At 69.6% G+C, this 22,372-nt stretch carries 18 protein-coding genes; 9 read left to right on the forward strand and 9 right to left on the reverse strand.

Annotated features, from left to right (window positions below; translation table 11 throughout):
• The first annotated feature begins 60 nt into the window (after positions 1–60).
• Both H4281_RS22185 and H4281_RS22190 read left to right on the forward strand, forming a co-directional pair.
• The gene (locus H4281_RS22185; RefSeq protein ID WP_220507605.1) at positions 61–930 is read left to right on the forward strand and encodes a hypothetical protein; all 870 of its coding nucleotides are present in this window, start codon (positions 61–63) and stop codon (positions 928–930) included.
• Positions 931–1,170: 240 nt separating this feature from the next.
• Positions 1,171–4,362 carry an arabinosyltransferase domain-containing protein gene (locus H4281_RS22190; protein ID WP_312872157.1) on the forward strand — a complete coding sequence of 1,064 codons (3,192 nt, stop codon included), beginning with the start codon at positions 1,171–1,173 and terminating at the stop codon, positions 4,360–4,362.
• A gap of 50 nt (positions 4,363–4,412) precedes the next feature.
• Here the strand turns inward: H4281_RS22190 and H4281_RS22195 are convergent, their stop codons facing one another.
• Positions 4,413–5,561, reverse strand: coding sequence for a glycoside hydrolase family 88/105 protein (locus H4281_RS22195; RefSeq protein ID WP_182892854.1), 1,149 nt, complete (start codon positions 5,559–5,561; stop codon positions 4,413–4,415).
• 281 nt (positions 5,562–5,842) lie between these two features.
• On the opposite strand from H4281_RS22195, the gene H4281_RS22200 reads away from it, so the two are divergent.
• Positions 5,843–6,727, forward strand: a complete 885-nt coding sequence (locus tag H4281_RS22200; protein ID WP_182892855.1) for a TtfA family protein — start codon at positions 5,843–5,845, stop codon at positions 6,725–6,727.
• A gap of 9 nt (positions 6,728–6,736) precedes the next feature.
• Positions 6,737–7,279, forward strand: a complete 543-nt coding sequence (locus tag H4281_RS22205) for a hypothetical protein (protein ID WP_182892856.1) — start codon at positions 6,737–6,739, stop codon at positions 7,277–7,279.
• A gap of 43 nt (positions 7,280–7,322) precedes the next feature.
• Here H4281_RS22205 and clpB read toward each other — a convergent pair whose 3' ends face one another.
• The 4 genes from clpB to H4281_RS22225 all read right to left on the reverse strand — a co-directional run bounded on the left by clpB (position 7,323) and on the right by H4281_RS22225 (position 13,981).
• Positions 7,323–9,917: an ATP-dependent chaperone ClpB gene (gene clpB, locus H4281_RS22210; RefSeq protein WP_182892857.1), complete on the reverse strand. Its 2,595-nt coding sequence runs from the start codon at positions 9,915–9,917 to the stop codon at positions 7,323–7,325.
• 93 nt (positions 9,918–10,010) lie between these two features.
• Positions 10,011–11,198, reverse strand: a complete 1,188-nt coding sequence (locus H4281_RS22215) for an MFS transporter (protein ID WP_182892858.1) — start codon at positions 11,196–11,198, stop codon at positions 10,011–10,013.
• Positions 11,199–11,336: 138 nt separating this feature from the next.
• Positions 11,337–13,457 (reverse strand): MFS transporter, encoded by a 2,121-nt coding sequence (locus H4281_RS22220; RefSeq protein WP_182893025.1) that lies wholly within the window; start codon positions 13,455–13,457, stop codon positions 11,337–11,339.
• A 38-nt stretch (positions 13,458–13,495) separates the two neighbouring features.
• Positions 13,496–13,981, reverse strand: coding sequence for a MarR family winged helix-turn-helix transcriptional regulator (locus H4281_RS22225; protein WP_182892859.1), 486 nt, complete (start codon positions 13,979–13,981; stop codon positions 13,496–13,498).
• A 345-nt stretch (positions 13,982–14,326) separates the two neighbouring features.
• On the opposite strand from H4281_RS22225, the gene H4281_RS22230 reads away from it, so the two are divergent.
• Positions 14,327–15,505: a globin domain-containing protein gene (locus tag H4281_RS22230; RefSeq protein WP_182893026.1), complete on the forward strand. Its 1,179-nt coding sequence runs from the start codon at positions 14,327–14,329 to the stop codon at positions 15,503–15,505.
• A gap of 4 nt (positions 15,506–15,509) precedes the next feature.
• Positions 15,510–16,217, forward strand: a complete 708-nt coding sequence (locus tag H4281_RS22235; protein WP_182892860.1) for a dienelactone hydrolase family protein — start codon at positions 15,510–15,512, stop codon at positions 16,215–16,217.
• Here H4281_RS22235 and H4281_RS22240 read toward each other — a convergent pair.
• Positions 16,196–16,696, reverse strand: a complete 501-nt coding sequence (locus tag H4281_RS22240; RefSeq protein ID WP_246412174.1) for a hypothetical protein — start codon at positions 16,694–16,696, stop codon at positions 16,196–16,198. The genes H4281_RS22235 and H4281_RS22240 overlap by 22 nt on opposite strands.
• Positions 16,697–17,030: 334 nt before the next feature.
• Between H4281_RS22240 and H4281_RS22245 the strand changes: the two genes are divergently transcribed.
• Positions 17,031–18,089, forward strand: coding sequence for a sensor histidine kinase (locus H4281_RS22245; RefSeq protein ID WP_220507607.1), 1,059 nt, complete (start codon positions 17,031–17,033; stop codon positions 18,087–18,089).
• Entirely contained in the window at positions 18,082–18,741 is a 660-nt protein-coding gene (locus H4281_RS22250; protein ID WP_182892861.1) for a response regulator, read from the forward strand. The genes H4281_RS22245 and H4281_RS22250 overlap by 8 nt, the downstream gene beginning before the upstream one ends.
• Here H4281_RS22250 and H4281_RS22255 read toward each other — a convergent pair.
• Positions 18,738–19,664, reverse strand: coding sequence for an SDR family oxidoreductase (locus H4281_RS22255; RefSeq protein WP_182892862.1), 927 nt, complete (start codon positions 19,662–19,664; stop codon positions 18,738–18,740). The genes H4281_RS22250 and H4281_RS22255 overlap by 4 nt on opposite strands.
• Before the next feature lie 100 nt (positions 19,665–19,764).
• Between H4281_RS22255 and H4281_RS22260 the strand changes: the two genes are divergently transcribed.
• Complete coding sequence (locus H4281_RS22260) at positions 19,765–20,334, forward strand: TetR family transcriptional regulator (protein WP_182892863.1); 570 nt, start codon at positions 19,765–19,767, stop codon at positions 20,332–20,334.
• 402 nt (positions 20,335–20,736) lie between these two features.
• On the opposite strand, the gene H4281_RS22265 is transcribed toward H4281_RS22260, so the two are convergent.
• On the reverse strand, positions 20,737–21,171 hold the full coding sequence (locus tag H4281_RS22265; RefSeq protein WP_037808901.1) for a heat shock protein transcriptional repressor HspR: 435 nt from the start codon (positions 21,169–21,171) through the stop codon (positions 20,737–20,739).
• 5 nt (positions 21,172–21,176) lie between these two features.
• Positions 21,177–22,358 (reverse strand): molecular chaperone DnaJ, encoded by a 1,182-nt coding sequence (gene dnaJ / locus H4281_RS22270; RefSeq protein ID WP_182892864.1) that lies wholly within the window; start codon positions 22,356–22,358, stop codon positions 21,177–21,179.
• Positions 22,359–22,372: the final 14 nt, after the last annotated feature.

The raw sequence follows: 22,372 nt of genomic DNA on the forward strand, positions 1-22,372 counted from the left end.
TGGGTGAAGCTACCCGTTTTTCAGCTGCGTCCGCCCTGGTGGCGCAGTATGGTCCGGCACATGGGCAAGCACACCAAGCGGACGCCCGGATATCTGCCCCGAATGGCCGCCGGTGCGGCGCCCCTCGCTCTGTTGCTCGCCGGCCCGGCCGCGGCGCTGGCGGACACCCCGCGCGGGGGACTGCCGCTCGAGGAGCACCAGCACGGTTCCTTCTCCGACCTCCAGTTCACCCGCGACGAGGCGATCGCGACGCAAGATCTGCCCGCGTCCGCCGCGTCGAACCTGCACCAGGCGCTCGCCCCGGACGCCGCGGGCCAGTCCCAGACCCACGACCTGCGCCTCGGCGAGGCAGGCCGCGCGTTCACCGGCAACGACCTCGCCGCGCACCACACGCAGCCATTCGACGGTGCGCACGTGGCCGGTCTGGACCAGTCGATGCGGCACGGCGTCCGGCTCCCGCAGGGGGTCGAAGCGCTGTCCAGCAGCAAGACCAGCGCCGAGTCCGGGCTCGCCGGCCGGTTCTCCGGCGACCTGCTGAGCGGCACCCGCGTCGAACGCACCTCCGCGGACGCCGTCGACCTCGGCCCGGCGGGCTCGGTCGTCGCGAACTCCGACGAAAGCGTGCTCGGCCAGTTCACCGGCAAGCTCGACGTGACCCGGCTGGAGTCCACCGAGCGGCACAGCGTGTCCGGCGACCTCGGCCCGGTGCACACGCTGGCCGCGGCGAGCCAGTCGACCGCCGAGCGCACGGAGCGGTTCCACGGCGAACTGTCGGCCGCGGACCTCGCGGCGGCGCGCGCGAGCACCGCTTCTACCGTGGGTGTTCCGGTTACCCGGAGCCAGCACGTGGGCGCCGAGGTGCTGGGAAATCCGGTCATCGACAACGGATGGACAGTTTCCGGGCCGCCGTTCACTTTCTCGCCCGGCTGAGTTCATCGCGGTGCCGGGTCCGCTTTCGGCAATCGAGTCCGGACCGTTTCCGGATCGCGAAACGGCCCTCGGCGCGAGCCCTCGTGAGCTGCGGAGCATCACCCGTTCGCCCTAAAGCGGGCCGCGTTTCCTTTACCCACCGTGGCTATTCGGGGAGGGAATCCGGGCTCCACCAGGTGGCGCCGTCCCCTGGAGAGTCCCCAGCGGGAGGCTCGCATCCGCTTGGATAGCCTGCTGGGCGTGGTCGACCTCGAATCCGTTGCCGCCGAATCGGCGTCTCCGACAGCTGTCGGCAAGAGCAAAGCCGGGCGTCGGACGCGGCTGCTCGCCGCGGTTTTCGGAATCGCCGGCGCGATCCTCGCGATCGCGATCCCGTTCCTGCCCGTCACGCTTGAGCAGACGACCCTCGACTGGCCGACCGCCCAGGGCACCAGAGCGGTGTCCGCCCCGCTGACCGCGCAGGCGCCGATCTCGCTCGACGCGAAGGTCCCGTGCGCGACCGCGCGGGCGCTGGACGCGCGCACCGCGGGCAACGCCGTGCTGTTCAGCACCAACCCGCCGAACTCCAGCATCGGCACCGTCACCGGGATGGCCTTGCAGGTCGGCGACGGTCAGCTCACGCTCTCCTCACAGGGCCAGCAGCTCGGCGCGGCCCCGCTCGGCGAGGGCGACTGCACGATCACCGTGCATTCCGACCCGAAGCACACGACCGCGTCCGTAGGCGGCACCCACCTGGCGGACGTCAGCGACGACCGCAGGCCGCAGCTCACCGGTTTCTTCTCCGACCTGACGAACCAGGACGACACGCACGGCCTCTCGGTCTCCGCGCAGGTCGACAACCGCTGGGCCAGCACCGCGACCGGCATCAAGCTGGCCGCCATCGTGCTGTCGGTGCTCTGCTTCATCGGCGCGGTGCTCGCGCTGTACCGCCTCGACCGGCTCTCCGGACGGCGCGCGCCCCGGCTGGCCGCGCGGGGCTGGTGGAAGCTGAAATTCCTCGACATAGCCGTGCTCGGCACGCTCGGCATCTGGTGGCTGATCGGCGCGATGACCGCCGACGACGGCTACTTCACGACCATGGCGCGCGTCCGCGGCGACGCCGGGTACATCGGCGAGTACTACCGGTGGTTCGCCGCGCCGGACGCGCCGATGGCGTGGTTCGTCGACATCTACGCGGCCATGACCAAGATCAGTTCGCTGACGCCGTGGATGCGGCTGCCGTCGCTGTTGATGGGCGTCGCCTGCTGGATGCTGATCAGCCGAGGGGTGCTGCCGCGGCTCGGCAGGCAGGTGCGGATCAGCAGCGCGGCCGGCTGGGCGGCGGGCGCGGTCTTCCTCGCGTTCTGGCTGCCCTACGACAACGGCCTGCGCCCGGAAAACCTGGTCGCGCTGCTGTCGCTGATCACGATCTGCTCGGTCGAACGCGCGGTGGCCACCCGGCGGCTCGGCCCGGCGGCGGTCGGACTGACCGTCGCGGCGCTGTGCGTCTCGGTCAACCCGCACGGGCTGATGGCCGTGCTGCCGTTCGTGGTCGGACTGAAGCCGCTGGCGAAGATCGTGCTCCGGCACGCCCGCCAGTTCGGCTGGGTGCCGGTGCTCGCGCCGGTCGCCGCCGCCGGACTGGTGATCCTCGCGCTCATCTTCTGCGACCAGACGCTCTCCGGCGCGCTCGAATCGGTGCGGCTGCGGTCCTCGCTCGGCCCGACCGGGGCCTGGTACAACGAGCTCGACCGGTACACAATGCTGTTCAGCAACGGTCCGGACGGTTCGATGACGCGCCGGTTCCCGGTGCTGCTGATCTTCCTCTGCCTGGCGACCTGCGCGGTCGTGCTGTTGCGGCGCGGGAACATCCGCGGCGCCGCGCTCGGTCCGAGCCGCAGGCTGCTCGGCATCAGCGCACTGTCCTTTGTGGTCCTCGCGCTCGCCCCGACCAAGCACTCGCACCACTTCGGCATGCTGGTCGCGGTCGGCGGCCCGCTCGCCGCGCTCACCGCGTTGTCGACGAGCACGACGGTGCTGCTGTCGCGCCGCAACCGCGCGGCGTTCTTCGCCGGGCTGATGGTGATCGTCGCGCTGGCGTCGACCGGGCCGAACGCCTGGTGGTACGTCTCGGCGTGGGGCGTGCCGTGGTTCGACCTCCCGCCGCAGGTGTTCGGCATCAAGCTGAGCACGATGGCGCTCGTGGCGGCCGCGGTCGCGCTGGCGATCGCGGCGATCGAGCACATGAAGCACAACGAGCACGAACCGTTCGTCCCGCCCGCGCCGGTGGCGAAGGGCGACCTGGAAAACCGCGGCCGGGCACTGCGGCTCGGGCTCGCACCGCTGTCGACGGTGTGCGCGATCCTCGTGCTGTTCGAGATCGGCAGCATCGCCAAGGGCATCCAGAAGCGCTGGGACACCTACAACATGGGTGCCGACAACATCCGCCAGCTGGCCGGGAAGAGCTGCGGGCTGTCCGACTACATCAAGGTCGAGCGCGACCCGAAGGCCGGGCTGCTGGAAGCCGCGCCGCAACAGCCGCAGAACGCCGCTCCCGGCTGGCAGGTGCCCGCCGGCGCCGACCGCGGAACCACGCCGCAGGAATGGCTGACCAGCACCCAGAAGGGCTTCGTCACCAACGGCGGGCTGCCGACGGACGACAAGTGGAAGCCGCCGCACGACTTCGGCAAGGACGGCGCGCCGATCTGGGGCAGCTACCACGAGTCCGGCGACGGCGCGGGCGACCTGCGCACCCAGTGGTACTCGATCCCGGAACGCGCGCGCGACGGCTCGGTGCCGATCGTGGTCGCGCTCGCGGGCAAGACCGAGGACCCGAACGGGCTGACCGCCGAATTCGGCAAGAACACCCCCGCCGGGTTCGAGGTGCTCAGCCGCGAGAAGCTCGACGCGAAGAAGAAGGACACCGACTGGCGGGACGCGCGGGTCAGCGTGCCCGAAGGCGCCGACCAGGTGCGGATCGTGGCCAAGGGCCGCGGGCTCGGCAGCGAGGGCTGGGTCGCGTTCAGCGCGCCGCGGGCGCCGAAAATCGCGAAGATGACCGACGTGGTCGGGCAGGACCCGGTGTTCCTGGAGTGGGCCGCCGCCGCGCAGCACCCGTGCCTGCGCCCGTCGTCGATCCACAACGGGATCGCCGAGGTGCCGAAGTACCGGATCAGCGCGGGCGACGACCTGCGCACGGTGGGCCGGTACTGGTCCTCTCCGGCGGGCGGCGGGCCGTTCGTGTGGATGAACGCGAGCGTCCAGATGGAGGCGTTGCCGACGTACCTGGAAGGGGACGTCGATCGGGACTGGGGGACGTTGTACGAGGTGTCGCCCGACGTCGCGAACGCGCTTCCGGCTTCGGCGGCGCTGCATCAGCAGTCGGTGACGCATTCCGGATTGTGGTCGCCCGGACCGCTGGCCAAGCCTGCCAACCCGACTGGCGAGACGTAAAACCAGACGTGCTGCGAAGGGCCCCTTGAGTCTCTCAAGGGGCCCTTCTTTCAGCAGCGATACCGGGTGAACTGCTCGTTCATGATCAAGAACGCGCCGAGCCCGTGGAAGTCGTTCGTCAACCGCTTCCGGGCGAAGTAGAACTTCAGGTCTCCGACGTTCGTTCCTTCGCAAATGTCGGCGATGTTCGTCAGCCCGTCCGATCCGATCGACACCTTCTGCAGCACTCCGGCATAGCCGCGCTGCGCGACCGAGGCATAAGAAGCAGGCAGATATCCGCGCTCGATCCCGCGGGAGACGGTGAACGCGTACATCGAGGACGCGGACGTCTCCAGCCAGTTCCCGTCGTCGCCGCCGTGGTCGACGACCTGGTACCACCGGCCGGTCCGCGGATCTTGGAACCGGCGGTACCCCTCGGCGAGGAACTGGACGATCCCGACCAGCTCCGGCCGTCGAGGATGGTCGGCGGGCAGCACCTCGAGGATGTCGATCGCCGCCATCCCGAACCAGCCGACGGCGCGGGCCCAGTGGAAGCTGGAGTGCTTGCCGGGGCCGGTCGCCCACGGCTGGCTGCCGCTTTCGTCGTAGGCGTGGTAGATCAGGCCCTTCGCGGGCTCCTTGAGGTGTCCGAAGTAGACGGACAGGTTCTTGGCGGATTCCTCGTAGCAGTACGTCGGATCGTGGAAAACCTTGCCGTACAACGCGAGGAACGGCTGCGCCATGTACACGCCGTCGCCCCACAGCTGGTGCTGACGGCTGACCGCGTGCCACATCCCGCCGTCGCTCGTGCGCGGGTAGGTCTCGAAGCGTTTGCGCAGCTGGTCGGCGGCCTTGCGGTACTTGGCGTTGCCGGTTTCGTTGTACAGCAAGGGAAGCATCTGGCAGGCGCGCATCGAGTCGAGACTGCTGAAGCTGTTGGAGATGCCGTCGTCGGTGATGAACCGGTCGTACCAGGCGACGACGTAGTCGAGGTACTTGCGTTCCTTGGTCCGCCGGTAGAAGAGGTACTGGCCGTAGAAGTAGAGACCGAGCGGATAGCTCCAGCCGCCGATGGACGCCGGGGTGTAGCGCTGCATGGTGGAGTCGATGACGGCGCGGGACCAGTCGCGCGCGCCCGCTGCCGCCGCGGCCCCGGGCAGCGCGAGCGCGCCGAGTGCCGCCGCGGTCCCGGTCAGTACCGATCTTCTCGAGAGGGACATGCGGGTGTCCTTCCTGCTGTCGGCGGCGGCGGGAAAGGCTGTCGAACGACCTCTACCCGGCTCCGGAGCGATCCGGCAAGGTTCCTGTCCGGGATGTCCGGCGCGATCGCTGGATAGGCGCAGCGGGTCCTCCGGTCAGCGGGAACCCGTCCGCAATGGACACCCGAGCCGGGCGATTAGCCGATTTGTCGACGCGACCTGGACGGTTCCGGCCAAACGGGGCGCGCCGACACGGTGCGGCCGTCCCGGTAGGAGGGCTCGGCAGCGATACCCTGACCGGCGTGGGTATCTCGGCGTGGATCTGGTTCGTCATCGCCGCCGTCGCGCTGGTGGCGGGGCTTGGCCTGCTCTTCGCGGACCGGGCCAGGGAGGGCTCGCGCAACCGTGAACGGCAGCGCTGGGCCCAGTTGCGCGGCTGGCAGTTCGTGGAAGAGGACGAACGGCTGCCCCGGCAGTGGTCGGGAGGCGCGATCGGGTACTTCGGAGCCGACGCGGCGGTGAACGTCGTCGCGGGCTCCACCTTCACCTCCGACGGCCGCCGTCCGGTGTTCATCTTCGACATCGAGTCCCAGGGCCAGGTGCCCGCGGTGGTCGTGGCCGTGCGCTGCAACAAGACGCACCGGGTGCCGGTCGAGATGTGGCTGTCGAGCGTGCCGTTCCAGCGGGAAAACATGCCGGAGATGCTCGGCCCGATCGGCCAGCGCTACGCCTTCGCGGACGACTCCGAGGGCGCCCGCCAGGTCATCACCCAGGACCTGGTCGACGCGGCCGACCAGCTGGGCGGCGACGTCGGCGTGGCGTGGCTGGAGAACGAGTGGGTGCTGGCGAGCGTCGTGCCGGGGGCTGGGCCGTCGCGGCTTGAGCGCTTGCTGCGCGACCTGGGCGAGATCGCCGACATCGTGGACCCGTTCGACGAGGACTACGACTCGAACCGCACGTGGACGCCGTCGGCGGGCACCCCGGCCGCGCCGCCCGCCCCGACGAGCGCCCCCTCCCCGGCGGACACCCAGGCGACGAGGCCGGTCGACACCCGCGCGGTCGAGACGTCGGCACCGTCTCCGGCGGATACGCGGATGACGGAGCGGCAGCCGTCTCCGCCCGCGCCGCGTACTCCGCCTGGTCGGGGTGCGCATCCGGCGGAGTCGGAGCGGGGCGAGGACGCCTGAGAACTTGAGATGGGGAACCGCCCGGTCGCGTTGTCGCGGCCGGGCGGTTTCGCGTTCGGGGGCTGGCATCCTGACGCGGTGCTGCTGAGATGGATCCGCGAGGTCGCGGACGAGCCGTTGCTCATCGATCCGGCCCACCGGGATCTCGAGAGCCGAGAGAACACCTGGTCGCTCTCGCTGGCACCCGAGAAGCACGGTTCCTCGTCGGCACACGAGGTCGTTGCCGCGTTCGAGGAGTGCGCCTCAGTCCTGCGCGAGCGGGTGCGCTCGCTGGAATACGACGGGCCAGTGACGTTCTATGTGTGGCACGACCAGCAGGCTGGGCAGTTGCGCTGCTCGACCGCCTCGTTGCCGGAGGACGAGTTGCCCTTCGGGGCGCGAGTCGAACTTGTTTCGCTGCACTCCATCGCCGAGGAGTTTCTCGATGACGAGGTGCCAGGCCTGGTGCGGCGGGCGGATCTTCGTCCGGCATCCGATGACGAAGCCGAGGAAACGGGACCAGCCGAGTTCGTAGTTCGCGTCTGGACCACGCACCTCGACAAGACGCAGTGAAGGCCTCCCCGCGGTAACTCCGCGAGGAGGCCTTCACAATCCGTCAGACCCGCGACACCTTCAGCGTGTCACCGGTCTCCAGCTCCGGCAGGTCCACCCGCACGGTGTCCCCATCCCGAACCTCACCGGACAGCAGCTGCTTGGCCAGCTGGTCCCCGATCGCCGACTGCACCAGCCGGCGCAGCGGACGGGCGCCGTAGATCGGGTCGAAGCCGTTCAGCGCCAGCCATTCCCGGGCGCCGTCCGTCACCTCGAGGTGGAGGCGGCGCTGGGCGAGCCGCTTGGCCAACCGGGCCACCTGGATGTCCACAATGGACGTCAGCTGCTCGGTGCCGAGCGCGTGGAACACCACGATGTCGTCCAGCCGGTTCAGGAACTCCGGCTTGAACTGCCGTTGCACGACCTCCATCACCGCGTCGCGGCGCTGGCGTTCGTCCAGCGACGGGTCGGCGATGGCTTGCGAGCCGAGGTTCGACGTCAGGATCAGGATGGTGTTGCGGAAGTCCACCGTCCTGCCCTGGCCGTCGGTCAGCCTGCCGTCGTCGAGGACTTGCAGGAGCACGTCGAACACGTCCGGGTGCGCCTTTTCGACCTCGTCCAGCAGCACCACCGTGTACGGGCGGCGCCGGACGGCCTCGGTCAGCTGGCCGCCCTGGTCGTAGCCGACGTACCCCGGAGGCGCACCCACGAGCCTGGCCACCGAGTGCTTCTCGGAGTACTCGCTCATGTCGATGCGCTGCATCGCGCGCTCGTCGTCGAACAGGAACTCCGCCAGCGCCTTCGCCAGCTCGGTCTTGCCGACACCGGTCGGGCCGAGGAACAGGAACGAACCGGTCGGCCGGTCTGGGTCGGCTACGCCCGCCCGGGCCCGGCGCACGGCGTCCGCGACGACCTGGACCGCCTGGTCCTGGCCGATGACGCGGCGGTTCAGCTCCTCTTCCATCCGGAGCAGCTTGCCCGTCTCGCCTTCGAGCAGACGCCCGGCCGGAATACCGGTCCACGCGCTGACCACGTCGGCGACGTCGTCCGCGCCCACCTCTTCCTTCAGCATGACGTTCTGCTTGCTGGCCTCGTTCGCGGCCATCGCGGCCTCGAACTCCTTCTCCAGCGCCGGAATCCGGCCGTACCGCAGCTCGGCGGCCTTGCCGAGGTCGCCGTCGCGTTCGGCGCGTTCCGATTCGCCGCGCAGTTGTTCCAGTTGCTCCTTCAGCTCACGGACGGTCTCGATCGAGCCCTTCTCGTTCTGCCAACGGGCGGTCAGCGCGGTGAGTTCCTCGCGCTTCTCGGCCAGTTCGGCGCGCAGTGCGGTCAGCCGTTCAAGAGAGGCGGCGTCGTCCTCTTTGGACAGTGCCATCTCCTCGATCTCCATGCGCCGCACGGCCCGTTCGACCTCGTCGATCTCCACCGGCCGCGAGTCGATCTCCATGCGGATCTTCGACGCGGCCTCGTCGACCAGGTCGATCGCCTTGTCCGGCAGAAACCGCGCGGTGATGTAGCGGTCCGACAGCGTCGCGGCGGCGACCAGCGCGGCGTCCGTGATGCGGACACCGTGGTGCACCTCGTAGCGCTCCTTCAGCCCGCGCAGGATCGCGATGGTGTCCTCCGGCGACGGCTCGCCGACCAGCACCTGCTGGAAGCGGCGCTCCAGCGCCGGGTCCTTCTCGATGTGCTGGCGGTACTCGTCGAGCGTGGTCGCGCCGACCATGCGCAGCTCGCCACGAGCCAGCATCGGCTTGATCATGTTGCCCGCGTCCATCGCGCCCTCGCCGGTCGCGCCCGCGCCGACGATGGTGTGCAGCTCGTCGATGAACGTGATGACCTCGCCCGCGGAGTCGGTGATCTCCTTGAGCACGGCCTTCAACCGCTCCTCGAACTCGCCGCGGAACTTGGCGCCGGCCACCATCGACCCGAGGTCGAGTGCGACGACTCGCTTGCCGCGCAACGATTCCGGCACGTCGCCCGCGACGATCCGCTGGGCGAGGCCCTCGACGATCGCCGTCTTGCCGACGCCCGGTTCGCCGATCAGCACCGGGTTGTTCTTGGTACGCCGGGAAAGCACCTGCACGACCCGGCGGATCTCGGTGTCGCGGCCGATGACCGGGTCGAGTTCGCCCGATCGGGCCCGCTCGGTGAGGTCGACGCCGTACTTCTCCAGCGCCTTGAACGTGCTTTCGGGATCCGCACTGGTGATCCGGGCCGACCCGCGCACCTTCGCGAACGCCTCGCGCAGCGCGTCCGGCGTGGCGCCGTGCCGCTTGAGCAGGTCCGCGACCTGAGCGCCTTCGGTGGCGAGGCCGACGAGCAGGTGCTCGGTCGACACGTACTCGTCGCCGAGTTCGGTGGCGAGCTTCTGTGCCTGCGAGAGCGACTTGACCGCGGGCGCGTCGAACTGCGGGGTCGACACGGTCGCGCCGGTCGCCGACGGCAGCCCGTTGATGATCGGCTCGAGCTCCTTGTGCACCGTTTCCGGGTCCGCCCCGACCGCGGTCAGCAGCGGTGCGGTGGTCCCGTCACCCTGCGCCAGCAGGGCGCCCAGCAAATGGGCGGCCGACACGTGCGGGTTGCCGGCCACGGTGGCCGCCTGCGCCGCGGACGAGATCGCCTGCTGGGTCTTCGTGGTCGGGTTGAAAGCGTCCATCCCTCACCTCATGCGTTCGTGGAAATACCTGGTGACAGGCCCGACCAAGGCCCGTCGACAGGTATAACGTCAGCAAAGTTGAGTCTGTTCCGCTCAACTCTGAATTGGTGCCACCGCAGCCGCGGGCAGCCTTGGTCCCAGCCTGCCGAGCCCGAGCGCGGCGAGGCAAGCGCAACCCCCGACCAGGACCCAGGGTAACCACGCCGCCACGGAAAACAACGACACGATCGCTGGAGCCAGCACCTGAGCCACAGTGAACGCGTATTGGAACGCGGCGAGGTAACGGCCCTTCGCTTCGGGTGGCGCGGCGGCCTCGGCGAGCGCGCCGGAGCGCGGGCCGAACACCAGGTCACCGGCGGCGAACACGAGCGTCGCGGCCAGCAGGTACGGCACCTGCCAGCTGCGCGGAACCAGCAGCACGCCGACGCTCGTCAGGCACCACGCGGCGAACAGCGCGGACCCGGCGCGCATCGCGTTGATCCGGCTGAGGCCGCGGGTGAGCCGAAGCGCGATCGTGCCGCCGGCACTGGTCAGCACTGTGAGCAGGAACAAGATCGCACCGGGCAGCCAGGTCGGCGCGTGCAGCCGGTCGAGCACGAACACCGGGGTGCCGATGAGGAAGAAGTCGAGCGAGAGCCCGAACAGGCCGCTCAACAGGATCAGAGTCAGGTACGGGCGGTCCCGCCACACGCCGCTTCGCACGCGTGCCACGGGCGCGAACCGGCGGCCGGGAGGGATGAACACCGCGACGAGGCCTGCCGCGGCGAGAAAAGTCAGCACGTCCACGACGAGCGCGACGCTGTAACCGCTGTCGCCGAACCAGGTGAGCAGTGCCGACGACATCAGCCCGCCGAGCCCGAATCCGCCCGCGCGCACCATTCCGACCTCGGCGAACGGCCGGTCCTTCGGCACGTCCCCGGCGACTTCGGAGACGAGCGCGAACAGGCAGCTGTAGAACAATTGTTGCCCGGCACCAAGAAGGATGGCAGCCACCACAACGCCGCTGATGTCGTGTGCGAACAAATACGCGCTGATTCCGGCAGCCTGCAACAGTTGCGCCGCGAGAACTCCGGCTCTCGGCCCGGCGCGATCCACCAGCCGCCCGGCGAGCGGCGGCATGAGAAGCCCCGCTGTGGTCCCCACCGTGACCGCCGTGCCCGCTTCGACGAGCGGGATTCCGATCACCCGCGTCACGTAAAGCAGTGCGAGCGGAAGGAAAAGTCCGGAACCGAAGTTGTCGATTCCCATAGCCAGCAACATCGCGACCCTGCTTCGCGTCACATATTCGACGCTACCTCCGGGGAAGGGGGACGAGGCAGGGCCGGGAGGGCGCATCGCTCGGCGGCAAATGCCACTCCCAGTAGAAAGCTCGTGAGTGTCCGCCGCGGCGTGCACCGCGGCAAACACTCACGAGCCCCTTTAGTCGACGCTGAGTGTTCCTTGGTGCCTAACGAACTCTCGTTCCATGGCTTCGCTCAACTCGACATCATGTTGTGCGGCCGCACCATCGCCGACCGTCATCGGTTCGGCGTGCGGCGTGTATCCGTGTGCCGACACAGTGAGCGTGTACGCGCCCGGCTCGATCCCCGTGAAGCGGTACGCGCCGTCGCCACCCGCGATGTGCGTTGCGGTGACAGTGCCCAAGCGGTCGGTGAGAGTCAGCACCGCGCCTGCGACGGCGGCATGGCGACCGGCCACGCGTACGCGACCCGAGATAGCGCCCTGGCTGTCCAACAGCAAGTCGTGCCAACGCGCGTTGCCGTTAAGCCGCACAGTGGACACCGCGGGCCGCGTCGAACCAGCTGTCGCGAGAAGGACGTGCTCGCCCACAGTGTTCGCCGACAGCTCGTACGCGCCAGTACGTCCCGTACGCCCGACGTCGACCTGACGCCCCGACATGTCGGTGAGCGTAAGCACGGCACCGGACACTGGACGGCCGCCCGCGTCGAGAACCCGCCCGCGCAGCACGGAGGTCATCTCGACCGGAGCTTCGACCACAGACACCGCCTCGACCGAGACAGCAGCCGCGGCCGGTGCGGGCGCGTCCGCGTCGAGCGTCCGGCGCAGCGGCACCTCCTTGATGAACAGCACCGCGAGGAAGGTGACCACCGCGATGCAGCCCGCTACGAAGAACACCGTGCCGGTCGCGTCGCCGAAGGCCCCGCGCACCACCGGCTGCAGCGCCGGCGGGAGCGACGAGATGGCGAACGTGCCGCCACCGCCGGAAACCGCACCACCACTGTGAATACCCATGTGCGACAGCGAGTTCGCGATGTTCGTCGCCACCCGGGCGGCGAGCACCGCACCGAGCGCGGAGACGCCCGCCGCGCCGCCGAGCGATCGGAAGAAGGTGACGACCGAGGACGACGAGCCGATGTCCTTCATCGCGACCGTGTTTTGGACTACCAAAACCAGGTTCTGCATCAGGAAGCCCAGCCCGAGGCCGACCAGCGCGAGGTAACCGCCCATCAGCGTCAGGTTCGTCGCGTGGTCCACCGTCGAGAGCAGGAACAGCCCGGCCAGCAGCGAAATCCCGCCCGCGACCATGAACGGCTTGGTGCGCCCGGTCCGGGAAATGACCTGCCCCGCACCAGTCGAAGCGACGGCCAGCCCCAGCACCATCGGCAGCGTCATCAGGCCGGCGTGCGTCGGCGAGAAACCGCGCGCGATTTGGTAGTACTGCCCGAGGAACACCGAACCGCCGAACATCGCGGTGCCGACCGCCAGCGAGGCGAGCACCGACAGCGTGAAGGTGCGGTTGCGGAAGAGCCGCAGCGGAACCACCGGCTCCGCGACCCGGGATTCGACGAGAACCGCCAGCGCCAGCGCGACGATCGCACCGCCGACGTACGCGGCGCTCGACCACGAAACCCAGCCGAAGCTGCCGCCCGCCAGCGAAACCCAGATCAGCAGCAGCGCGACACCGCCGACCAGCAGGGTCGCGCCCAGCCAGTCGATGCGCACCTTGCGCTTGAGCACCGGCAGCTTCAGCGTCCGGCCGAGCACGATGAACGCGACGACGGCCAGCGGTACGCACACCCAGAAGCACCAGCGCCAGCCGAGCGGCGAGTCGACGATCAGCCCGCCGATCAACGGGCCGGAAACGGTCGCGACGGCGAACACCGCGCCGGTGTAACCGGTGTAGCGGCCGCGGTCGCGCGGCGCGATCATCGCCGCGATGACGACCTGGATCAGCGCCTGCAGCCCGCCGAGCCCGATGCCCTGCAGTGCACGGTAGGCGATGAGTTCGGGCATCGACTGCGCGATCCCGCCCAGTGCCGAACCGACGGTGAAGACGACGATCGCGATTTGGTACAGCAGTTTCTTGCTGAACAGATCGGAGAGTTTGCCCCAGATCGGGGTGGTCGCGGTCGACGTCAGCAGCGTCGCGGTGACAACCCAGGTGTACTCGCTCTGCGAACCGTGCAGGTCGGCGAGGATCGTCGGCAGCGCGTTGGACACGATGGTCGACGACAGCAACGCCACGAGCAGGGCCAGCAAGAGACCGGTGAAGGCCTTGAGGATTTCCCGGTGCGTCATCGGCTGCCCGGATGCGGTGGTTTCCACTATTCGCTACTTCACTTTCCCGACTGCGGCGCGCCGGCGCAGTACCCGGACGGGCCGAGCGTCGCGCGCAGACCTTCGTTCAATTCGGCGAGCTGCGACGTGAGGCCGGAGATCCGGTCCTCGTCCCAGCCGCCCAGTGCTGTCTCGAAGAATTCGAGGTACTGCTTGCGCCACAGTTCGAGCCGGGCGAGACCCTCCTCGGACACGCTGATCAGCGACGCGCGCCCGTCCTCGGGGGCGGGGCGGCGCTCGATCAGCCCGGCGGCCTGCAACTGGGCGATCTGCCTGCTGATCACCGACAGGTCGACAAGCCTGCGCTTGGCGACCTCGGACGGACGGGCCTCGCCGTGCTTGGCGAGGTCGGACAGCAGCATCGCCGAGGCCGGGTGCAGCCCTGGCTCGTTCTGCCACGCCTGCATGATCCACAGGTGCTGGAGCTGGGCGGACGCCTTCAGCTCCCGCAGCAGTTCGAGCCGCACGTCGTCAGCTGGGCTCATCGTTCCTCCCGGGCCTGGTGCCCACTTGCTTGTATTCTACAAGTTTAGCTGCCAAAGGTTGCGTAGGACAACTATCTAATCGGTGAGCTGCCCCACGTCCCGACCGGCCGGTAACCCGACCGGAGCAACGATGCGGGCATTCCGCCTCAGTGCGGCTACTCTGCGGACCAGACGCCCCGCGATGCCGACGCGGCGAGCACGTCGTGGACAACGAGGAGCAGGAGTGGCGAATTCCCCCGCGCGACGGCGCGAGCCGAATCCGACAACCTCGGCCGCCCTGCTCTCGTGACTCCTCCTTCCCAGCCCCCCGGCCTCCGGTCCCGACCCATGAACGACGACAGCCCGATGACAGCCGATTCGATCAGCCCGCTCCCGCGGACCTCAGCCGCGCCCCGGCAGGCGCCCGCTGCCGTCGTCGCGATGGTGCAGCTCATCCGCGACACCTGGGCCAAATCGGAGCCGTACGCGCCGGAGATCTCCCAGTTCTTCTACGGGATGCTCTTCACTCTCGCGCCCGCCACGCGCGATTTCTTCCCGATCAACATGGAAGTGCAGGGCGGGCGCATCATCCGCGCGCTGGCCCGTGTCGTGCAGATGGTGGACCGGCCGGACGACCTGCTGCCGTTCCTGCGCCAGCTCGGCCGCGACCACCGCAAGTTCGGCGTCGCCCCCAAACATTACGAGGCCGTCGGCACCGCGTTGCTGGCCGCGCTGAAAAACCACCTCGGCCCGGAGTGGACGCCGGAGGTCGAGCGCGCGTGGGCGGAGGCGTTCACCATCGTCGCGCGCGCGATGCAGGAGGCCGCGGCGGCGGACGAGAACCCGGCGTCGTGGTCGGCCACCGTGGTCGAGCACCGGCGGCTCACCTGGGATCTCGCGCTGGTGCGGGTGATCCCGGACCAGCCGGTGCCGTATTCGCCGGGCCAGTACATGAGCGTCGAGGTGCCGCAGCGGCCGCGGTTGTGGCGGTATCTGTCGCCGGCGAACGCGCCGCGCGAGGACGGCGGCATCGAGTTCCACGTGCGCGCGGTCGACGGCGGCTGGGTGTCGCGGGCGATCGTGAGCCACACGCAGGCGGGCGACGTCTGGCGGCTCGGCCCGCCGCTGGGCCGGATGACCGTCAACCGCGAACAGTCGCGCGGCGTGCTGATGGTCGCGGGCGGCACCGGGGTCGCACCGCTGCGGGCGATCCTCGACCATCTCGCACTGTGGGGCGAGAACCCGAAGACCAGGCTGTTCTACGGCGGCCCGACTCGCGAAGATCTCTACGACCTCGAAGAACTGCGCGCGCTCGCCGCGACCAACCCGTGGCTCACCATCACCCCGGTCGTCGAACGCGGCGACCATCTGCCCGGGTGCGAACACGGCACGCTCGCCGAGGCGGTCACGCGGTACGGCGCGTGGCCGGACCACGACATCCTGGTGTCCGGGTCGCCCGCGATGATCCGCGCGACGGTGTCGCGGATGCTCGTCGCGGGCAGCGCGCTGGACCAGATCCAATACGACCCGTTCACCGCGGACTGAGGCCATGGACATTCGGATTCCAGCAGCAGACGGAGAAATCGACGGCTACCTGGCGGTGCCGTCCGGCGACGGCCCGTTCCCGGCGGTGGTGCTGATCCACGACGTGTTCGGGCTGAACCAGGACGCGCGCGAGATCACCGACCGGTACGCCGCGGCGGGTTATCTCGCGCTGAGCCCCGATCTGTACTCGCGCGGCGGCATGATCCGGTGCGTGAAGCGGACGTTCCAGGACCTGTTCGCTCGCGAAGGCCGGGCGTTCGCGGACATCGAGGCGGCGCGGGCGCTCGTCGCCGGACGGGACGACGCGACCGGCAAGGTCGGCGTCGTCGGGTTCTGCATGGGCGGCGGATTCGCGTTGGCGGCCGCCTCGCGGGACTTCGACGCTTCCGCACCGTACTACGGGCAACTGCCGAAGGATCTGTCCGCTTTGGACGGTGCGTGCCCGATCGTCGGCAGCTTCGGCGGCAAGGACTTCTCCCTGCGCGGCGCGGCGGCCAAGCTCGAAGCCGCGCTCACCGAACGCGGAATCCCGCACGACGTCAAGGAATACCCGGACGCCGGGCACGGCTTCGCGAATCACTACCGGCCCGCGCCGCTGGCCGCACTCGCGAAGGTCACCGGGATGGGCTATCACGAGCCGTCGGATTCAGACGCCTGGCGACGCGTCATCGCGTTCTTCGAGGAGCACCTTCAGCCCAGCGTGCTCAAGTAACCGAGCGCCCCGACGGCGACCGCGCCAAGGCTAGCGAGGCCGAACGTGCGTCGGCCCGGCCGTTCGGCTTCTTTCAGCAGTTGAAGGCCAGCGGGGATGAGCGCCACGCACAGCCCGGCCGCGGCGACGATCGACCACGCCGTCGTTCCTTTGAGGACACCGAGCGGCATGACCGTCGCCGCGGCGAGCGCTGCTGCGCGCACCCGACCGAGTACCCCGGCGCGGTAGGCCGCGAAAGCCAGCAGCGGCCAGCCGAACATGATCGTGAACGACAAGAAGCTGAACAAGTGCAGGTCGCCGTAGGCGTCCGCGACGAACTCGGTCGCGTAGCCCGCTCCGCGATGCCGGGCGAGATCCGTTGCGGCCTGGTCGAATCCGGCATGGAAGACCCGCTCCACCAGACCGATCAGCACAAGAGCGCCGGACCACGCCGCCCAGCGCGGCTTCTCGATCGCGATCTGGCGGACCACTGTGGACACTGCGAAGAGAAGAACCACCTGACCCGGCGACGAAACAGGTGGCGGCCGCGGTCATCTGGGCCGGATGCCGAACCGAAGCGGCGAGCTGGTGCGGGAAGAAGAACGGATACGGCAGGCGCAGCAGCACGCCGGCGAGCACGAGCACCGGGCCGAGAACGAGCGCCGCTCCGCCGAGGCGAGGGCCGGGAAAGGTCGACATGCCGCTCACCGTGCCCGGCCGGGCGCCCCGCGCACATCGGTCCGGGGCGGACAGTTCCACGCCACGGAACTAAACCAGGGGATGACCCACCACAGCACGATGTGCGCGCCCGCCGCACTGGCTAACGTTGGTGCTATGTCCCCTTTGCGAGTGAGTGACGTCGCGCTGGCGGCGGGCCTGCTCGTCATGGACGTGGGGCTCGCCGGAAACTTGCTGATCGACGAGGAGCCCTGGCGGCTGCCGGTCTCCGCGGTCATCGCGACGCTCATCGCCGCCGCGGTTCTGCTGCGACGGCGGGCTCCGGTGCCGCTATTGATCGGCACCGTGGTGGTTTCCGCGTCCGCCGCGGCTTTCGGGCTGTTGTGGGATCCGTTCGTCGGGGCGGCTCTCGTGCTGTACGTCGTGCGTCCGCCGCGCGCTTTGCCTGCCGCGGCCGGGGTTGCGGCGGTGTCGGCGGCTACCGCGGTCGTGGGGCAGTGGTGGTACGCGTTCGGCGTTCCGCTGGCGTTGCTCACCTGGGGACTGGCCGAAGCGGTGCGGTCCCGGCGCGCGCAAACGGCGCGGCAGGAACGGCAACGCGAGCACCGGATCCTGGTCGACGAGCGCGTCCGGATCGCGCGCGAACTGCACGACGTCGTCACACACGGGATGGGCTTGATCGCGGTGAAGGCGGGCGTCGCCAACCACGTCGCGGACAGCCGCCCGGAGGAAGCGCGCGACGCGTTGCGGGTAATCGAGCAGACCAGCCGCGCGGCGCTCGGCGAGATGCGGCGGTTGCTGCATGTGCTGCGCGACGAGACCGACGAAACCCCGGCCGATCCGCTGGCCGCGTTGCCGCAGCTCGCCGAACGCGCACGGCAGGCCGGGGTCGACGTCGAGTTGTCCGTCCTCGGCACCGCGCGGGTGCCGGAACCGGTCGCGCTGGCCGCATACCGGATCGTGCAGGAAGCGGTGACGAACGTCGTCAAACATGCCGCGCCGGCCCGGTGCCGAGTGGTCGTGGCGGTCGCCGCGGCCGAGATCCGGATCCAGGTCAGCGACGACGGCACCGCTCCGATCGGCGAGTTCCGGCTCGGGCACGGGCTGACCGGTATGCGCGAACGCGTCGCCCTCTACGGCGGCGAACTCGTCGCCGGCCCCGGTCCGGACGGCGGGTTCCGCGTCGCCGCCACGCTCCGGTGTGCCGATGCCTGACCAGATCCGGGTCGTCGTCGCGGACGACCAAGCTCTGCTGCGCGGGAGTTTCCGGCTGCTGCTCGACAGCGAACCGGACTTCACCGTGATCGGCGAGGCCGCGACCGGGGCCGAGGCCGTCGAGCTGGCGGTGGCGGAAAAGCCGGACGTGGTGCTGATGGACGTCCGGATGCCGGTGATGGACGGCATCGAAGCGACCCGGCTGATCGGCGAACGCGCCCCGGACGTGCGGGTACTGGTGCTGACCATGTTCGACCTGGACGAGCACGTCTTCGCCGCACTGCGCGCCGGAGCGACCGGCTTCCTGCTGAAGGACACCCGTCCGGCCGACCTGTGCTCGGCGGTGCGCGTGGTGGCTTCCGGAGACGCGTTGCTCGGCCCGTCCATCACCCGTCGGTTGGTCGCGCAGTTCGCGCGGATCCCGGACGCCCCGCCGCGCGCGGACGTCGCTGCCTTGGCTCCACGCGAACGCGAGGTGCTCACGCTCGTCGCGAGCGGACTGTCCAATGTGGAGATTACAGAGCGGATGCAGCTGTCGATGGCGACGGTGAAGACCTACGTCGGACGGCTGCTCTCGAAACTCGACGCCCGGGACCGCGCACAGCTGGTGATCGTCGCGTACGAATCCGGTTTGGTCCGCGCCCGGAGCTAGCGCCACACCGCCTCGGCGCGATCGCTGGCTTCCTGCGTGAAGTAGTCGCCCGTCTCGAGGTCCTCCAGCAGCGTCGGATGGTTCGGCGTCCAGCCCAGCAGCTGTTGGGTGTGCGCGCTGGACGCAGGCACGTCGAGCGAGAAGAACCTTGCCAGGAAAGGGTTTCCGAGGTGTTCGGCGGCTTCTTCGAGCGTCAGTGCGGCCGTGGGGATGTCGAGCAACTGCGCGATCTTCTCCGCGACGCTCTTGATCGTGACGGTTTCCCCGACCCCGTGCAGCACACCCCCCGCTTTCTCCAGCGCCAGCCGGAAAAGCACCGCCGCGTCGTCGCGATGGACGGCAGGCCACCGGTTGGTGCCGTCGCCAATGTACGCCGAGACACCCGCCCGCCGCGCACCCGCGATGAGCGCCGGGATGAAGCCGTGATCGCGCGGTCCGTGCACGGTCGGCGCGAGCCGCACGACGCTGGCGCGGACACCCCGGTCAGCGAACCCGAGGCAGGTCTGCTCGCCGGGGATGCGGAAATAGGCGACCGAATCGGGATCCGCCGGATCGAGTTCCGTGCTGACCTGGTCAGCTTTCATCACCAGCGTGCCCGACGTGCTGACGAACGGTTTGCCGGTGCCGGCCAGCGCCTGGCCCAGTGTGTCGATGGCCGCGCAGTCGCGGCGGATGAGGTCGTCCGGGTCGGCGTAGCTGCCGCCCTGGGCCATGTGCAGCACGCCGTCGGCGGCTTCAGCACCGCGGCGCAGGCTGTCGAGATCATCGAGATCGCCGGGATGCGGCGTCGCGCCGAGCGATTCCAGCCGCGCGGCGGAGGCGTCCGAACGAGCCAAGCCGGTGACCGTGTGCCCGGCCCGGACCAGCTCAGCGACGACGGCGGGACCGGTCTGACCGGATCCGCCGGTGACGAAGACATGCATGAAAGGCTCCTTAGCGTCAGTCACTGACTCTACGCGTAGCGACAGTGACTGACGCAATGTGGTGTCAGTCACTGGCGCAACCGCCGGGTAGGCTCAGGACGTGCCACGGAGCGGAGCAGAAGCGCGCAGCCGCCTCAAACAGGCGGCGCTGGAGCTGTACCGGGAAAACGGGTTCGACAAGACGACCACCGCGGAGATCGCGGCCCGGGCAGGCGTCACCGAGCGCACGTTCTTCCGGCACTTCCCGGACAAACGCGAGGTGCTCTTCGACGGCGAGGCCGACCTGCGCTCGGACCTGACGAAGTCGGTCGCCGAAGCCCCGGAAGGCCTGGCTCCGCTGGAAATCCTGCTGCGCGCCTTCAAGAAGGCCGGGCGGATCATGGAGCGCAACCTCCCGTTCGCCGAACCCCGGCGCGACCTGATCGCGGCGACGCCGACCCTGCGCGAACGCAACCTGGCCAAAGCCGCGATGCTCGCCGAAGCCCTCGCGGAAGCGTTGCGGGAGCGAGGGGTCGAGGATCGGCTGGCACGGTTGGCCGCTCATGCCGGGTGGGCGACGTTCCATCACGCGACACAGGCGTGGATCAGCGACCCTGGGCGGGGGTTGGATGAGTACCTGGACGAGGCGTTCGCCGATCTGCGGGAGCTGGGGGCGCGGGGAGGGTTGTGAGTGTTTATGCCGGTTAGAACCGGCATGAACACTCACGAGACCCGCGCCCATGCCACCCGGCCGTGCAGACCTGCGGTGGGGATGAATGCGCGGGCCTGGGGCGGGGAGGGCTGGTGTAGAAGGCTTGCCGCGCGGAGCAGCGGAGGGCTGATCGCAGAGGGCTGAACGCGCGGCCAGAATGCGGAGCCGGCGCGGGAGCCAGCGCGAAAGGCTGAGCGCAGAGGGCGGAGCCCCAGCTGCAGCGGGCTGCGGCGGGAAGGGCCCGGGTGCGAAGGCTGGAGGGCGGAGAGGGGCGCGGGGAGGCGAGGCAGGCAGCAAAAAGCCCCTTCCGCGGCGGCGGGAGGGGCGGGTTCTCGTGAGTGGCGATCCCGGTTAGAACCGTGATCGCCACTCACGACACGCTCAGCGGCGCTTGGGTTTCCACACCACCAGGGAGGTGGTCTGCCGCAGCGGCACGAGGTCCTTGCGGTAGGACGCGTGCACCGCGGCGGCGGCCTGTTCAGCGGCCGCGTACGCGGCGGCGAGTTCTTCGGTCAGCTCGTGCACCCGGGACTGCAGTGCGTCGACCTGGTTCTCCAGTTCGATGATGCGCTTGATGCCGGACAGGTTGACCCCGTCCTCCTGCGAAAGGCGCTGGACCTCGCGCAGCAGGGCGATGTCGCGCAGCGAGTAGCGCCGTCCGCCACCGGCGGTGCGGCCTGGCGAGACCAGGCCGTGCCGGTCGTAGGAGCGCAGTGTCTGCGCGTGCAGTCCGGAAAGCTGGGCCGCCACCGAAATCACGAACACCGGGGTGTCCTCGTCCGCGCCGTGCGGGAGTCCCGGATTACCGCCGAACATCACCCTCACCTGCCTTCGAGCAACTCGGTGATCTCAGGCCGCGGGTCGTGGCCCTTCATCGCCTCGGCGTAGGCCTCGAGTGCCGACCGCGCCTTGTCGTCGAGCTTCGCCGGGACCGCCGCTTCCAGGGTGACCAGCAGGTCGCCTTGCGCGCCGTCCCGCTTCTGAATGCCCTTTCCGCGCACTCGCAACACTCGCCCGCTCGCGGTACCCGCGGGCACCTTGAGCGAGACCTTGCCTTCGAGCGTCGGCACCGTGACGGTCGTGCCCAGCGCGAGTTCGGTGAAGTCCACCGGCACGGTGAGCGTGAGGTTGAGGTCCTTGCGGCCGAACAGCTTGTGCGGGGCCACGTGCACGCGCACGTACAGGTCGCCCGCCTGTGCGCCGCCCCGGCCGGGTTCGCCCTGGCCGGCCAGGCGGATCCGCTGGTCGTCCTTCACGCCCGGCGGGATGCGCACGGTGAGCGTGCGGGTGCGGGTGCTCACGCCCTCGCCACCGCACTCCGGGCACGGGTCGTCGATGATCTTGCCCCGGCCGCGGCAGTCCTGGCACGGCTCGGAGAACGCGAACGCGCCCTGGCTGCGGCTGACCAGCCCGGACCCGCTGCAGGTCGGGCAGATCCGCGGCGAGGTGCCCGGCTTCGCGCCGTTGCCGCCGCAGGTGGAACAGGTGGCCGGGCTCGACAGCCGCAACGGCAGCGTCGCGCCCTTGACCGACTCGAGGAAGTCGATCCGCACGTCGGTCTCGACGTCCGCGCCGCGCTGCGGCCGGTTCGCCGTGGCACCGGCGGCTCCGCCCCGGCCGCGGCCGAAAATGCCGCCAAGGATGTCGCCGAGACCGCCGAATCCGCCCTGCTGGCCCTGCGCGCCCGCCTGGTTGAACAGGTCGCTCATGTCGAACCCGCCGGCGCCGCCACCGGGGAAGCCGCCGAATCCGCCCGCGCCGCCGGAGCCGAAGAGCGTGCGCGCCTCGTCATACTCCTTGCGCTTGGCCGGATCGGACAGCACGCCGTACGCCTCGGACACGGCCTTGAACTTGTTCTCGGCAGCGGTGTTGCCCGCGTTGGCGTCCGGGTGGTTTTCCTTGGCCAGCTTGCGGTAGGCCTTCTTGATCTCGTCCGAGGTCGCGTCGGAGGAGACACCCAGCTCTTTGTAGAAGTCCTTGCCGATCCACTCCCGAGCACTCATCGGGTGTCTCCTCC

The organism is Amycolatopsis dendrobii, from assembly GCF_014145675.1.
Classification (GTDB): domain Bacteria; phylum Actinomycetota; class Actinomycetes; order Mycobacteriales; family Pseudonocardiaceae; genus Amycolatopsis; species Amycolatopsis dendrobii.

Excerpts from the sequence above, each read along its gene's own strand:
- H4281_RS22185 (WP_220507605.1), top strand. The coding sequence starts at position 61 with ATGGGCAAGCACACCAAGCGGACGCCCGGATATCTGCCCCGAATGGCC.
- H4281_RS22195 (WP_182892854.1), bottom strand. The coding sequence starts at position 5,561 with ATGTCCCTCTCGAGAAGATCGGTACTGACCGGGACCGCGGCGGCACTC.
- H4281_RS22205 (WP_182892856.1), top strand. The coding sequence starts at position 6,737 with ATGGGGAACCGCCCGGTCGCGTTGTCGCGGCCGGGCGGTTTCGCGTTC.
- clpB (WP_182892857.1), bottom strand. The coding sequence starts at position 9,917 with ATGGACGCTTTCAACCCGACCACGAAGACCCAGCAGGCGATCTCGTCC.
- H4281_RS22220 (WP_182893025.1), bottom strand. The coding sequence starts at position 13,457 with ATGACGCACCGGGAAATCCTCAAGGCCTTCACCGGTCTCTTGCTGGCC.
- H4281_RS22225 (WP_182892859.1), bottom strand. The coding sequence starts at position 13,981 with ATGAGCCCAGCTGACGACGTGCGGCTCGAACTGCTGCGGGAGCTGAAG.
- H4281_RS22230 (WP_182893026.1), top strand. The coding sequence starts at position 14,327 with ATGACAGCCGATTCGATCAGCCCGCTCCCGCGGACCTCAGCCGCGCCC.
- H4281_RS22235 (WP_182892860.1), top strand. The coding sequence starts at position 15,510 with ATGGACATTCGGATTCCAGCAGCAGACGGAGAAATCGACGGCTACCTG.
- H4281_RS22245 (WP_220507607.1), top strand. The coding sequence starts at position 17,031 with ATGTCCCCTTTGCGAGTGAGTGACGTCGCGCTGGCGGCGGGCCTGCTC.
- H4281_RS22250 (WP_182892861.1), top strand. The coding sequence starts at position 18,082 with ATGCCTGACCAGATCCGGGTCGTCGTCGCGGACGACCAAGCTCTGCTG.
- H4281_RS22255 (WP_182892862.1), bottom strand. The coding sequence starts at position 19,664 with ATGCATGTCTTCGTCACCGGCGGATCCGGTCAGACCGGTCCCGCCGTC.
- H4281_RS22265 (WP_037808901.1), bottom strand. The coding sequence starts at position 21,171 with ATGTTCGGCGGTAATCCGGGACTCCCGCACGGCGCGGACGAGGACACC.
- dnaJ (WP_182892864.1), bottom strand. The coding sequence starts at position 22,358 with ATGAGTGCTCGGGAGTGGATCGGCAAGGACTTCTACAAAGAGCTGGGT.